Source organism: Actinomycetota bacterium, from assembly GCA_030018275.1.
GTDB lineage: Bacteria > Actinomycetota > Aquicultoria > Subteraquimicrobiales > Subteraquimicrobiaceae > Subteraquimicrobium.
This window is the reverse complement of sequence record JASEGB010000003.1, coordinates 39,287-52,173: the sequence shown is the minus strand read 5'-3', so window position 1 is coordinate 52,173 and position 12,887 is coordinate 39,287. Positions and strand designations below refer to the sequence as shown.

General features: G+C 46.4%; 14 protein-coding genes and 1 pseudogene. 2 read left to right on the top strand and 13 right to left on the bottom strand.

Translation table 11 applies throughout. From position 1 onward, the window contains the following. Nucleotides 1-14 precede the first annotated feature (14 nt). Nucleotides 15-119: pseudogene (locus tag QMD66_01845) on the top strand (SDR family oxidoreductase). Nucleotides 120-146: 27 nt separating this feature from the next. Here the strand turns inward: QMD66_01845 and QMD66_01840 are convergent. Further along, a complete protein-coding gene (locus tag QMD66_01840) occupies nucleotides 147-557 on the bottom strand; it encodes a putative toxin-antitoxin system toxin component, PIN family (GenBank protein ID MDI6821610.1) in 411 nt (136 codons plus the stop codon). Further along, nucleotides 550-846: a type II toxin-antitoxin system Phd/YefM family antitoxin gene (locus QMD66_01835; GenBank protein MDI6821609.1), complete on the bottom strand. Its 297-nt coding sequence runs from the start codon at nucleotides 844-846 to the stop codon at nucleotides 550-552. Before QMD66_01835 ends, QMD66_01840 begins: the two co-directional genes overlap by 8 nt. Before the next feature lie 44 nt (nucleotides 847-890). On the opposite strand from QMD66_01835, the gene QMD66_01830 reads away from it, so the two are divergent. Further along, nucleotides 891-1,076 (top strand): hypothetical protein, encoded by a 186-nt coding sequence (locus QMD66_01830; GenBank protein ID MDI6821608.1) that lies wholly within the window; start codon nucleotides 891-893, stop codon nucleotides 1,074-1,076. Here QMD66_01830 and QMD66_01825 read toward each other — a convergent pair. The 11 genes from QMD66_01825 to serA form a co-directional block, all read right to left on the bottom strand. Then, nucleotides 1,068-1,544 carry an HIT domain-containing protein gene (locus tag QMD66_01825; GenBank protein MDI6821607.1) on the bottom strand — a complete coding sequence of 159 codons (477 nt, stop codon included), beginning with the start codon at nucleotides 1,542-1,544 and terminating at the stop codon, nucleotides 1,068-1,070. The genes QMD66_01830 and QMD66_01825 overlap by 9 nt on opposite strands. Then, nucleotides 1,544-2,305, bottom strand: coding sequence for a DUF2330 domain-containing protein (locus tag QMD66_01820; GenBank protein ID MDI6821606.1), 762 nt, complete (start codon nucleotides 2,303-2,305; stop codon nucleotides 1,544-1,546). Before QMD66_01820 ends, QMD66_01825 begins: the two co-directional genes overlap by 1 nt. Nucleotides 2,306-2,367: 62 nt before the next feature. Next, on the bottom strand, nucleotides 2,368-2,586 hold the full coding sequence (locus tag QMD66_01815; GenBank protein ID MDI6821605.1) for a hypothetical protein: 219 nt from the start codon (nucleotides 2,584-2,586) through the stop codon (nucleotides 2,368-2,370). A 471-nt stretch (nucleotides 2,587-3,057) separates the two neighbouring features. Then, entirely contained in the window at nucleotides 3,058-3,861 is an 804-nt protein-coding gene (locus QMD66_01810; protein ID MDI6821604.1) for a fumarylacetoacetate hydrolase family protein, read from the bottom strand. Nucleotides 3,862-3,875: 14 nt separating this feature from the next. After that, nucleotides 3,876-5,459: a citramalate synthase gene (gene cimA / locus QMD66_01805; protein MDI6821603.1), complete on the bottom strand. Its 1,584-nt coding sequence runs from the start codon at nucleotides 5,457-5,459 to the stop codon at nucleotides 3,876-3,878. 51 nt (nucleotides 5,460-5,510) lie between these two features. Continuing rightward, complete coding sequence (locus QMD66_01800) at nucleotides 5,511-6,425, bottom strand: branched-chain amino acid transaminase (GenBank protein ID MDI6821602.1); 915 nt, start codon at nucleotides 6,423-6,425, stop codon at nucleotides 5,511-5,513. A gap of 75 nt (nucleotides 6,426-6,500) precedes the next feature. After that, nucleotides 6,501-7,595 (bottom strand): 3-isopropylmalate dehydrogenase, encoded by a 1,095-nt coding sequence (locus QMD66_01795; protein MDI6821601.1) that lies wholly within the window; start codon nucleotides 7,593-7,595, stop codon nucleotides 6,501-6,503. A 301-nt stretch (nucleotides 7,596-7,896) separates the two neighbouring features. Then, complete coding sequence (locus QMD66_01790; GenBank protein MDI6821600.1) at nucleotides 7,897-8,397, bottom strand: 3-isopropylmalate dehydratase small subunit; 501 nt, start codon at nucleotides 8,395-8,397, stop codon at nucleotides 7,897-7,899. Between the two features lie 36 nt (nucleotides 8,398-8,433). Then, nucleotides 8,434-9,693 (bottom strand): 3-isopropylmalate dehydratase large subunit, encoded by a 1,260-nt coding sequence (gene leuC / locus QMD66_01785; GenBank protein MDI6821599.1) that lies wholly within the window; start codon nucleotides 9,691-9,693, stop codon nucleotides 8,434-8,436. Nucleotides 9,694-9,702: 9 nt separating this feature from the next. Next, the gene (locus QMD66_01780; GenBank protein ID MDI6821598.1) at nucleotides 9,703-11,208 is read right to left on the bottom strand and encodes a 2-isopropylmalate synthase; all 1,506 of its coding nucleotides are present in this window, start codon (nucleotides 11,206-11,208) and stop codon (nucleotides 9,703-9,705) included. 57 nt (nucleotides 11,209-11,265) lie between these two features. Then, nucleotides 11,266-12,882, bottom strand: a complete 1,617-nt coding sequence (gene serA / locus QMD66_01775) for a phosphoglycerate dehydrogenase (GenBank protein ID MDI6821597.1) — start codon at nucleotides 12,880-12,882, stop codon at nucleotides 11,266-11,268. Nucleotides 12,883-12,887 lie beyond the last annotated feature (5 nt).

Genomic DNA, 12,887 nt, shown 5'->3' with positions numbered 1-12,887 from the left:
GGCTTTGTGAATATAAACCCAATGATATTGCAAACGCAGTCGCCTTTTTAGCAAGTGATGAGAGCGAATACATCACGGGACATACAGTAGTTGTTGATGGTGGATGGTTAACAGCATAAAAAAAGAAGACGAAATGCTCAGATGGTCTATTTTCTCATCAACGCCAGGAATTCTTTTGGCTTTAAAATCTTCACCCCGCGATAGTTTTTAAGCACGAGCAAGTCCTTATCTCCTGTAACCAAGTAATCAGCCTTAGCTGCCAAAGCCACGTCGATGAACTTATCGTCCTCGGGATCGCGACAGATTTTAGTGGTGTATTCGGGGATAACGGGGATACTACGCTCGCTTAAAAGATCTTGCCACTCATTGGCAAGTTCACTGGGCAGGCCAAATTTAAACTTTAGCTTTCCAATGAGCTCAGCCAAAGTTTCAGGAGAGATGATGAGATTGAAAGCCCCTTCCCGCCACAATTCAATAATCTCACCCGATAATCCACCAAAGAGAATGCCGGAGACAAAAACGTTAGTGTCGAGGACAACCCGCGGCTCCTCAGGCACTTCGAATTATCCTTTCTACCTCTTCCTCTGTCAGCTTTTCTGGATCGTAACCCTTCTTGCGCAACCACTCGTTAAAGAGCGCGCGAGACTTCCTAAGAGCTAGCTCAAAACGCTCATTCCAGAGTTTTTTTGTTCGCTCCTCAATTGCCAGATACTCCTCATATGGAATTATAACTGCCTCGGGTTTGCTTCCCCTCGTTAATATGTAAGGCTCTCTTTTTTTCGAAATCTCATCGAGAATCTTCCTTAATTTTGAGCGAGCTTCGGTAACCCCTATAATTTTACTCATGAGACCACTCCTTTGTCACATCTTAAAGTACACCCTAAATGTACATGATTGTCAACATTTTAATAATCACAATTTTGTTTATCCCCTGCTTATCGATTACACACGATAATTGGGACCATAGAGTAAAATTGGAAAAGATCCTTCATCGAAATAAAAATATCAATTACTCAACATGCATCGATGGAAAACGAGCATGTCCACCTGAAGATTGTGGAGGTGGCTTATTTTAAGGCTTGTTTGAGTTTTTCGTATGTGGCATCCAGGAGTTCGGGGATGATTTTGGTATCCCCAATCGTAGGCATGAAATTCGTGTCCCCGTTCCATCTTGGGACCATATGAATGTGGATGTGCTCCTCTACACCTGCACCCGCCACTCTTCCCAGATTCATGCCGATATTGAACCCATCGGGCTTTATCGCCTTGGTGAGGATTTGGATGCTCTTCCTTGTGACCAGCATCAACTCTGAGAGCTCGTGATCCTCCAGTCCTTCCAAATCCGGAATGTGCTTGTAGGGAGCGATCATAAGATGACCACTGTTGTAGGGATAGATATTTAGCATAATGAAGCAGGTTTTAGCCCTGTAAAGGATGTAGTTCTCTTTATCCCTGTTTTCCTTAGGTTTATCACAAAAGATGCAACCTTTGGCTTTCTCGCTCATGATATATTTCATCCTCCACGGTCTGAAAAGATATTCCATCACTGATTTCCTTTCCGAAGCTTTTCCTCCAGTTCAACAATTCTTCTTTGTAACCTCAGCAAAATAAGAAGGCAAGCTAAAATACAGCTAAACATCGCCACGAAAATCGCCAAGACTATAGGCATCAACCGCTCAATGCCCCTATCTTCAATCCTCGATTTTATGGGTATCTGCAAATCTCCGCTCAAAAATTGAATCGGACCGATGTAATGGGCAGGAGTAAGCCAAGCATAACCATTAAACAACCGGGAGACCTCTGGACTGATCTTTCTGAGCTCGTCTTCCCCCACGCGAAAGGGAGGGGTTAGACCGGGATACAATCGAACTTTCTCAAGGGACGAAGAGTCTAATTTATCTTTGGTGATGATGAACAGCGAGAGTCTAGTATTGCCCGAAGCAAGGGAGGAAATCTCCAATGGATAATAAAGAGAGTCGCTCTTAAATTTGTATATTAAGGGCTTTATACTCCGTGGCTCCGGATCAACCGTTATGAGGTCAAAGACAAAGAAATTTAGTCCCTGCTCCAAATATATTGAGATTAATTCGCGCAACCTCGGTGAATCAACCTCGTGTTTGATCTTCTTATCTTTGAGAAAATCAGCAATCCATTTCAAAAATTCTTGATAACTTCTCACCTTGACCACGGTGAGGTCATGGGCTCCTATCCTCTTGTGGAAGATTATTTCTACACCCGGAGCCCCTTCTTTCAACCCCCGTAGTCCATAGACATCTTTCATTCGCTCGCCGATCAATTTCTCCATCCTCTCAAAGGATTTAATGGTTCCCTCCTTAATTTCCGGTTTTGAAGGTAGAAGTAAGACTTCTAAAATAAAGAATGTTTGCTGGCGGAAACATCCGTTGAGAGGATGAGCACTTCTTCCTCACCATTGCATGCAAGGATCGCTTTTTGACCGGGTTCATAAGGAGAGACATCAGAAAGAGGGATCATGCCTTTATCCGCATAGACCGTCGAAGGAAATAAAAGTAAAATTAGAAGAATTAACAAGAACGGTTTAAATCTCTCCAATTTGGCCGTGTTCATGAGCGCTCCCTTTTAGTGTCCGACACCTCGCAAATATTTCACCAGCACTTTCGCTGCCCTCACCACATTTTACTGAACTGATTTTCGTTGAACTTCCTTGGTACATACAATTTCCAAAGGGCAATTCCATCTTCAACAAACTGCCGATATTTTCTCCTCTGAGTGGAATCCTTCTTCCCGAACAGGCTCAAGATCTCCTTATGGTCAAGAAGCTCATCTGATTTGCAATCTATGTATGAGAGATAACTAGAAACTTAAGTAAGTTTGTCTGTCTTCTTTGTCGAGAAATATATCTTGTCGGTTATTTCCCCTGGTGGTTATGTGATAGATGCCACCCGGAACAATTTCTCGTGGAGGTCTGGGCATAATAACCTTTTCCTTAGATAGTTATTAATTTATGAATTATATTTCAACAATATTTCAAAGCCAACCAAATATGCAGTTATTTTTTCATTGTGCCAGGTAAAAGGCTTATTTAGTGTCGGACACTTGGGTGGCAATGAGATTTCTTAAAACTCCGATTCCTTCGATGCGGACTTCGACGACATCTCCAACCTTCATGGAGCCAACACCTGGAGGGGTACCGGTCATGATTACATCGCCTGGAAGAAGGGTCATAATCTGGGAAATAAAACTGACCAAATGATTGACATCGAAAATCATCTTCGAAGTGGAGGAAGATTGTCTCACTTTGCCATTGAGCAGTAATTCGATGCGGAGGTCACTCGGATCTAAATCCGTAACAATCCAGGGACCAATGGGGGTAAAAGTGTCAAAACTTTTCGCTCTCGTCCACTGTACATCTTTGCTCTGCAAGTCTCGGGCGGTAACATCATTAGAGCAGCAAAAACCGAGAATATGCTCGGGAGCTTCCTCCGGAGATAGATATCTCACTTTGCCCCCAATAACCACAGCCAGTTCAGCTTCGTAATCCACGCGTTTTGACATTAGGGGATAAATTATATCCTCCTCGGGACCGATGACCGAAGTCGAGGGTTTCAAAAAGAGGATGGGTTCGTCCGGTAAAGGCATATTAAGTTCTTTGGCATGGTCGACATAGTTTAATCCCACCGCGACTACCTTGGATGGCTCCACTGGGGCAAGTATTTTAACTTCCTCAATAGAATACTCCTCACCAGTAAATTTTGGATCCTGTTCACAGCCACTCTTTGACGAGCAAACTTCAAAAGCGGTACCAAAGATGGATCGAATCACACCACGCTCAAGAATTCCAAAACGCACCCTATGACCATGCAGAAATCGCACCAATTTCATTCTCTCTGTTCACCTTATGACTTGGCTTTCAACGCCTTTCGTAACAGTCCATATTCGATTCCGTCGACTAGAGCCTGCCAACTGGCTTCAATGATATTTTCGGAGACCCCCACGGTGCCCCAGGTACTTTCCCCATCCGTGCTTTCTATGAGGACGCGTACGACTGCAGCGGTTCCCTTTCTCCTATCCAGAACGCGTACTTTATAATCGGTCAGCTTTATGCGGGAAAGATCCGGATACAGGGGTTCCAACGCCCTACGCAGGGCACGATCAAGCGCATTAATTGGACCATTGCCCTCAGCCACCTCCACGATCCTTTTGCCCTTCACTCGCAACTTTACGATGGCCTGAGTCTCGAATCTTCCCGTACGCCATCTGTCGATTCCCACCTCAAAGCTCTCCAGCTCAAACAGAGGTCGATAAGTTCCAATGTTCTTCAGAATGAACAGGGCGAATGACCCATCAGCAACTTCAAAATGATAGCCTTCGTGCTCACGCTTCTTCAGCTTCTTTAGGATATCGGCCATCCGGTCTTTCTTCTCCATGAGATCGATACCGAGCTCCTTGGCTTTCTGTAGAAGGGTGGTTGTCCCGGATAGCTCGGAAACCAAGATGCGTTGCACATTGCCCACAACTTCTGGATCTACATGCTCATACGCTCCCTTTTGCCTTAAAATGGCGCTGACGTGGACTCCTCCCTTGTGAGCAAAGGCGCTCTGTCCCACGTAGGGCTGATGAGTATCAGGGGCGATGTTGGCAATCTCGCTTACGTGGTGGGAAACCTCCGTAAGCAAGGGAAGCTTCTCTCGACTCAAACAAGGTATGCCAAGCTTAAGGACTAAATTGGGGATAATGGACACGAGATTAGCATTACCGCACCTCTCGCCGTATCCGTTGATTGTTCCCTGTACCTGGGTTACACCCTCTTCAACGGCGACGATGGAATTGGCAACAGCGCAATCGGCATCGTTATGGGCGTGTATCCCCAAGGGAACTTTTATTTTAGCTTTAACGGCTCTAATAATCTCTCTTATTTCCAGGGGTAATGTGCCTCCATTTGTATCGCACAGAACAATCCAATCGGCACCGGCATCCACAGCGGCTTTTAGGGTCTTCATGGCGTAATCTTCATTATTTCTGTATCCATCGAAGAAATGTTCAGCGTCATAGATGACCTCAAAACCACGATTCTTCAAGAATGAAACGGAATCGAAGATCATCTTGAGATTCTCCTCAAGTGTGGTGACCAAAGCGCTGGTCACATGAACATCCCAACTTTTCCCGAAAATGCACACCGCGGGTGTACCCGCTTTGATCAAAGCCTTAAGATTTTGATCTTCATCGGGAAGGGTATTTTTACGCCTTGTGCTGCCGAAGGCGACAATCGTTGCATTTCTGATGGGATAATCCTTAATCCCCCTGAAAAATTCAATATCCTTTGGGTTCGAGCCAGGCCATCCACCTTCGATATAGTGGATGCCAAGCTCGTCCAGCTTTTGAGCGATTTTCAATTTATCATCGACCGTGAAGGATAGACCTTCCCTCTGAGCTCCATCCCTCAAGGTCGTATCATATAACTTTACCTTCGCCATTGCCATTTTAATCACACTTACTTCAAAGGAACTAAGGCGCAAGCCTTATTCCTTCAATTACACAAATTCCAGCCAATGCATGTATTTTTCTTCCTCACCCCGTACTATAGCATAGAATTTCTCCTGCAACTTTCGTGTTATCGGTCCAGGTTCGCCGATGAAGCGCTTATCTATCTCCCTGATGGGAGTAATTTCCGCCGCCGTCCCCGTACAGAAAACCTCATCGGCGAGGAATAAATCGCTTCTAACCAGATCTCTCTCAATCACCTGATAACCCATATCGACAGCGGTCTTCATCACCGTATCCCTGGTAATTCCCTCCAAGATGCTGGATGCCGTGGAAGGTGTATATATAATACCATCTTTTATCACGAAGATGTTCTCACCAGATCCCTCAGAGACAAAGCCTCTTGAATCCAGCAAAATCGCTTCATCGTATCCACCAAAGATGGCTTCAATTTTTGCGAGGATAGAATTGATGTACTGCCCGGTTGCCTTAGCCACGGGGGGAAGGGAATTCGGATCTATGCGATGAAAGGAGGAGATCATGGCTCTAATGCCATGTTTTATTCCCTCTTCACCGAGATAAGCTCCCCAAGGCCAGACTGCGATGGCTACATCGACGGGTGCTTGAAGAGGATTGAGACCCATCTCCCCATAGCCTCGAAAGGCTATGGGACGAATGTAGCAGCTTTTGAGATTGTTGACGCGAATGGTTTCCTTTGTGGCCCTAACGAGTTCTTCCACACTGTAGGGCAGTTCCATGAGGTAGATTCTCGCTGAACGTTCTAGCCTTTTCATGTGATCGGTGAGGCGAAAGATGGCGGTACCTTTATTGGTTTCATAGGCACGAATTCCCTCAAATACCCCAGAGCCATAATGGAGGGCGTGAGTTAAAACATGAACCTTGGCATCATCCCAATCGACCAACTTGCCATTCATCCATATTTTCTCCACCTTTTGTATGGGCATAACATTCCCCCCTTATTTGGGATAATTTGGGTTATTGGGTTATTGGGTTCCCATCAACCTTTAACCTTTAACCCATTAGCCTTCGGTTACGAATTGGGCAACCATATCCCCGACCTCGGTGGTGGTGTAACCCATTTGCCCAGCTGCAAGACCCTTGATCTTCTCACTGGTCACCTTGATGATCGCCTTCTCAACGAGTTTTGCAGCCTTACTCTCCCCCAAAAAATCCAACATGAGCTGTGCAGCTGAGATTGCCGCCAATGGATTAATCACATTTTTCCCAGCATACTTCGGCGCTGAACCGCCGATGGGCTCAAACATAGAAGTGCCTTCAGGATTAATATTGGCACCGGCGGCTATACCCATTCCCCCTTGAATCATGGCTCCCAAATCGGTGATGATATCCCCGAACATGTTATCGGTGACGATGACATCGAACCATTCAGGATTCTTGACCATCCACATGCAGATTGCATCAACATGGGCATAATCCTTGGTTATATCGGGATATTCCCTCCCAACCTCGTCGAAGGTTCGCTGCCATAGATCGTGGGCATAGGTTAGAACATTGGTTTTTCCACAGAGGGTAACCTTCTTGGCTTTATCCCTTTTTCTGCAGAATTCAAAGGCGTATCTGATGCATCTTTCCACACCCCTCCGGGTGTTGATGCTCTCCTGGATGGCCACTTCATTTGGCGTTCCCTTCCTCAGAAACCCACCTGCTCCGACGTATAGTCCCTCGGTGTTCTCTCTGACCACCACGAAATCTATATCCTCGGGTCCCTTCCCCTTTATTGGCGTCTCCACTCCCGGGTAGAGCTTTACCGGCCTTAGATTTATGTATTGATCGAGAGCGAATCTTATCTTCAACAAAATGCCCCGCTCCAGAATACCGGGCTTCACCTGGAGATGTCCTATTGCCCCCAAATATATGGCGTCCAGTCTTTTGAATTCCTCGATTGCGGAGTCTGGAATTGTTTCCCCGGTGCGTAAGTATCTCTCCCCTCCAAAGTCGTATTCCACAAACTCGCATTGAAACCTCATAACTCCGCTGACCGACCTCAAAACCTTTAAGCCCTCTCGGATAACCTCCGGTCCGGTACCATCGCCGGGAATGACACCGATCCTATATCGTTGCTCGCTGTTCGTTGTTCGTTGTTCGTTAGACATACTTTCACCTTTAACCTTAACTTAGAACCTACATGTATTAATCGCAGACATTGGTTACCACTCTCTTGAGAATTTCATAGTAATTTGGGGTTATCCTGGAGAGTGCATCTTAAGAGAACCGTTAAGCGAGCAAGGCTCGAACAGCGGCGGCAACAGCCCGACCCGAACTTATGGAGGGTGTTGCCCTTAAGAGAGCAGTGAGTAGGCTCGCAGCAGCTAGCACTCGGAGGGATGCCCCAAACAATATAAGTGTTACCAATGTTCGTGAACATTACACCCACAACCTAGAACCTTTAACCTTTTAACCTTTAACCTTCAATCGCTCTTTCACATAATTTATGAGCCCGCCCCGCTCGATTATCTCTTGGATGAAATCGGGGAATGGTTTGACTTCAAAAATTTTTCCCGTGGATAGATTAATTATCTGCCCCTTCTCAGTATCCACCTTTATCTGGTCCCCAGTGTTTATTCCATCCACCGCTTTCGGACATTCCAAAATGGGGAGCCCAATATTGATCGCGTTGCGGAAAAATATCCTGGCAAAGGATTTAGCTATGATACAGGAAATACCAGCTGCTTTGATGGCAAGGGGAGCGTGTTCCCTTGAGGATCCACAACCGAAATTCTCCTCAGCCACGAGAATATCTCCCTTTTCTATTTTAAAGATAAAACTCGGATCCAAATTCTCCATACAGTGCTTGCCCAGCTCCTGAAGATCAAATGTCGTTAGATATCTGGCCGGGATTATGACATCCGTATTTATATCTCTCCCATATTTATGCGCCTTGCCCTGGTAAATCACTTATACCTCCAAAGGGATAAGGGACCAGTCATTCCTTTACAAATCGTTGGGACCTGCAATTTTCCCAAGCACTGCAGAGGCAGCAGCCACTGCCGGTCCACACAGATAAACTTCACTCTTTGGATGTCCCATCCGACCAACGAAATTCCGATTGGTGGTTGCTAAAGCCCTTTCCCCCTCGGCAAGGACTCCCATATGTCCCCCCAAACAGGGACCGCAAGTAGGGGTGCTCACAGCTGCTCCAGCACTTATGAATACCTCAATCAAGCCTTCCCGTATAGCCTGTGCATATATTCCTTGAGTGGCAGGGATTATAATCAAGCGAACTTTTGGATAGACCTCTCGTCCCCTTAAAATCCGAGCCGCGATTCGGAGATCTTCAAGACGACCGTTGGTACAGGAACCGATGACAACTTGATCAATGGGTACATCTCCTACCTCACTTATGGGCTTCACATTTGATGGTAGATGAGGGAAAGCAACTTGGGGCTCTATCCGTGAGACATCGAATTCAAATGTTCTCTCGTAATTTGCATCTTCGTCGCTTTTATAAACCGTAAAAGGGCGCCGTGCTCTGGGGTTTACATAATCCAAAGTTATCTGGTCTGGTTCAATGATTCCACTTTTGGCTCCGGCTTCAATGGCCATATTCGCCATCGTGAATCTGCTATCCATGGATAGATTACTGATGACCTCTCCACAAAACTCCAGGGTCCTATAGAGAGCTCCATCTACACCTATTCTTCCTATGGTATAAAGAATGAGATCTTTGCCAGTAACCCAATCATTAAGCTTTCCGTAATAAACGAATTTAATGGTGGGGGAAACTTTAAACCAAAGCTCTCCCAGAGCCATTCCCGCAGCCATATCGGTGCTCCCCACACCCGTGGCGAAAGCACCCAGGGCACCATAGGTACATGTGTGAGAATCCGCTCCAATGATCACCTCTCCTGGAAGAACCAATCCCTCTTCCGGGAGGAGAGCATGTTCTATGCCCATCCGGCCGACTTCGTAATAATGGGTTAAACCCTGTTCGTGGGCAAAATTTCGTAAGATTTTACATTGCTCTGCCGCTTTTATATCCCTGTTAGGAGTATAATGATCCGGAACGAGCACCACCTTATTTGGATCGAAAACCTTGGATACCCCAATTTTTTTAAATCCCTCAATGGCTAAGGGTGTGGTGACATCATTTCCCAAAACTACATCCAATTTTACATTAATTAGCTCACCCGGACTTACCTCGCGTTTGCTAGCATGAACCGCCAAAATTTTTTCGGTTATGGTCATCCCCATATTACCACTTCATTTAGTGAGTATCTTGTTCAATGCGTTAAGATATGCTCTGACGCTCGCTTCTATAATATCGGTGCTTACACCCCTACCAAATACTATTCGCCCTTCAACTTCCAATCGTAAATTTGTCTCCCCCAGAGCCTCTTTCTCCCCTGTGACGGCACTGATGGAAAAGTTCAAGAGCTTATTCTTTAAACCAATGATTTTATCGATGGCCTTAAACGCTGCATCGACTGGACCATCTCCCCTGGCTGATTCCTCAAAGACTTGGCTATTTCTGACGAGTTTGACGGTTGCCTTTGGCGTCACTCCTGTGCCGCTTGTGACCTCAAGATAATTCAGACGATAGGCTTCAATGCCGGTATATATCTCATCGGCTACTATGGCTTCAAGATCATCATCGGTGATCTGAGCTTTCTTGTCCGCTAAATCTTTGAATCGGTTGAAGGCCCTTTCGAATTCTTCATCGCTTAAGGTGTAACCCAACTCCTCAAGGCGTTTTCTGAAACCGTGCCGTCCCGAAGTTTTTCCCAATACCAATCTGCTCGCCGCAAGACCTATCTTCCGAGGATCAATAATTTCGTAAGTGGTTCTATCCTTGAGCATCCCATCAGTGTGGATTCCCGAAGAATGGGCAAAAGCGTTGGCTCCCACGATGGCCTTATTATATTGAACGTGATAGCCGGTGAGAGAACTCACCAACCTGCTAGTTCTCATTATTTCCTCTGTATTGATGTTTGTTCTTTTGCCCAGAGAGCGGTAGCGGGTATCCAAAATCATTACTATCTCCTCAAGGGAGGCATTACCCGCTCTCTCCCCAAGACCATTGATCGTACATTCAACCTGATTGGCACCGTTTATGACCGCTTCTAGGGAATTGGCTACAGCCAAGCCCAGATCATTATGGCAATGAACGCTCAAAATGACCTCACCGAGACCTGGAACGGACTTTCTCAAATTCCGAATGAGCTTGCCAAATTCCTCAGGGAGAGCATAACCCACGGTATCGGGGATATTTATCACAGTGGCTCCACTTTCCAAAGCCACCTCTATGACCTTACACAGATATTCGAATTCGGAGCGCGTGGCATCCTCCGGAGAAAATTCCACATCCGGGGTATACCTCTTGGCTCGCTTCACGGCTTCCTCGGTCATCTGAAGTACTTCCTCGCGGGTTCTTCTGAGCTTGCGCTCGATGTGGATATCCGAAGTGGCAATGAAAGTATGGATGCGGGGCCTTTCAGCGCATTTAACGGCTTCCCAAGCCCGATCGATATCCTCACTGACAGCTCGGGCGAGCGCACAAATGACGGGTCCCTTGACCTTCTTAGCGATAGCCTTCACCGCCTCAAAGTCTCCCACAGAGGTGATGGGAAAACCAGCCTCAATTACATCCACTCCCAGCCTAGCTAGTTGTTCGGCTATTTCCACTTTCTCCCTGACATTGAGACTGATGCCCGGAGATTGTTCCCCGTCCCTTAAAGTTGTGTCGAAAATATAAACTCGTTTCTTCATGAAAATCCCTTCCATACTTATTTGGTTGTTGGGTGACCTATTTACCTGTTAACGGGTTTATTCAATGATGCCAATTTTTTCCTGCGCTCCCTCCAAAACGATGAACCATACATCGGAAATCCCAGGAATTTGCCTGATTTGCTCCACCACGTGATCGGGTACGGGATCGTCCAAGTTGAGTCCCATAACCGCTTCGCCTCGGATCCTCTTCCGCCCCACCTGCATGCTGGCAATATTAATATTCGCTCGCCCCATGCTAGAACCCACGGCACCGATCATCCCTGGGCGGTCGATGTACTTCACAAACAACATATACTTTGAGGGTATTATATCTATTTCATACTCGTAAATACCCACAAAACGAGGTTCATCCTTTTTGCCTATGACCGTGCCGGCAACGGATAATTCTCCCTGGGCATCCCTGCCCCTAAGAGTGATGAGGTTGATATAATCCCTGGAGATGGTGCTCTTGCTCTCCTTTATCCTTACTCCCCTTTCCTTAGCAATAACTGGTGCATTGACCAAGGTTATGGGTTCCTCAACCACGGAAGCGAATAAACCCTTGAGTATGGAATTGGTGAGGAGTCTCGTATCGCACTGGGCAATTTCTCCGGAGTATTCGGCCTCCAGATGACCCAACTTCCCCTTCGCTAAATGAATATAGAGGTTGCCCAACTGCTCCGCGAGAGGCAGAAATGGTTTCAGCGCTTCAGCTACCTCCGTCGGGACCACTGGGATGTTTACCGCATTCGTGACCACTCCACCCTTGAGGGCGGCGATTATTTGCTCAGCGATCATGATTCCCGCTTTATCCTGAGCTTCCTGAGTCGAAGCGCCAAGATGGGGAGTCACCACGACCTGCTCAAATTCAAACAAAGGGCTCGAAGTACAGGGTTCTTTCTCGAAAACATCGACCGCCACACTGGCGACTTTCCCCCCCTTAAGGGCCTTTATGAGGGCTTTTTCTTGGAAGATACCTCCTCGAGCAGTGTTCACTATGCGTACGCCCTCTTTCATCAGCGTGAATTCCTTCTCTCCAAACATATCCGTTGTCTCCTTGGTCTTGGGGACATGAACGGATATAAAGTCGGAAACCTTCAATAAATCCTCGAGCTTTTCCGCTCGCTCCACACCCAACTGCTCAAAGCGCTCCTCGGAAACGTATGGGTCATAGGCGATTACCTTCATCCCCAAACCGTGTGCTCTAGTAGCCACCAATGTACCAATGCGTCCCAAACCTACGATGCCCAATGTCTTATCACACACCTCAACACCCTGGAATTTGGATCTTTCCCACTTTCCCGATTTCAAATGGACATGAGCCGATGGAATATTTCTGCACTGGGCAAAGAGCAAGGCAATGGTATGCTCCGCCGCGGAAATGATATTGCTCTGAGGAGCATTGGCTACAATTATTCCCCCCTTTGTAGCGGCATTAACATCGATATTATCGACTCCAATACCCGCTCTGCCGATTATTTTGAGGTTCTTGGCGTTAGATATAACTTCCTCGGTGACCTTGGTTCCACTTCGAACTATCAGGGCATCATAATCTTTGATGCATTCCTTGAGCTCCTCTGGGGCTATATTTAGTTTAACATCAACATCGAAGCCTGCTGCCTTTAGCTGTTCGATCCCATTTTCTGCGATCTTTTCCGTGATTAAGACTTTCATTTATC

Coding starts and splice junctions, on each gene's coding strand:
- cimA (MDI6821603.1), bottom strand. CDS start 5,459: ATGGCAATGGCGAAGGTAAAGTTATATGATACGACCTTGAGGGATGGA.
- leuC (MDI6821599.1), bottom strand. CDS start 9,693: ATGGGGATGACCATAACCGAAAAAATTTTGGCGGTTCATGCTAGCAAA.
- QMD66_01825 (MDI6821607.1), bottom strand. CDS start 1,544: ATGGAATATCTTTTCAGACCGTGGAGGATGAAATATATCATGAGCGAG.
- QMD66_01830 (MDI6821608.1), top strand. CDS start 891: ATGATTGTCAACATTTTAATAATCACAATTTTGTTTATCCCCTGCTTA.
- QMD66_01820 (MDI6821606.1), bottom strand. CDS start 2,305: ATGGAGAAATTGATCGGCGAGCGAATGAAAGATGTCTATGGACTACGG.
- QMD66_01815 (MDI6821605.1), bottom strand. CDS start 2,586: ATGAACACGGCCAAATTGGAGAGATTTAAACCGTTCTTGTTAATTCTT.
- QMD66_01795 (MDI6821601.1), bottom strand. CDS start 7,595: ATGTCTAACGAACAACGAACAACGAACAGCGAGCAACGATATAGGATC.
- QMD66_01780 (MDI6821598.1), bottom strand. CDS start 11,208: ATGAAGAAACGAGTTTATATTTTCGACACAACTTTAAGGGACGGGGAA.
- QMD66_01835 (MDI6821609.1), bottom strand. CDS start 846: ATGAGTAAAATTATAGGGGTTACCGAAGCTCGCTCAAAATTAAGGAAG.
- QMD66_01800 (MDI6821602.1), bottom strand. CDS start 6,425: ATGCCCATACAAAAGGTGGAGAAAATATGGATGAATGGCAAGTTGGTC.
- QMD66_01810 (MDI6821604.1), bottom strand. CDS start 3,861: ATGAAATTGGTGCGATTTCTGCATGGTCATAGGGTGCGTTTTGGAATT.
- serA (MDI6821597.1), bottom strand. CDS start 12,882: ATGAAAGTCTTAATCACGGAAAAGATCGCAGAAAATGGGATCGAACAG.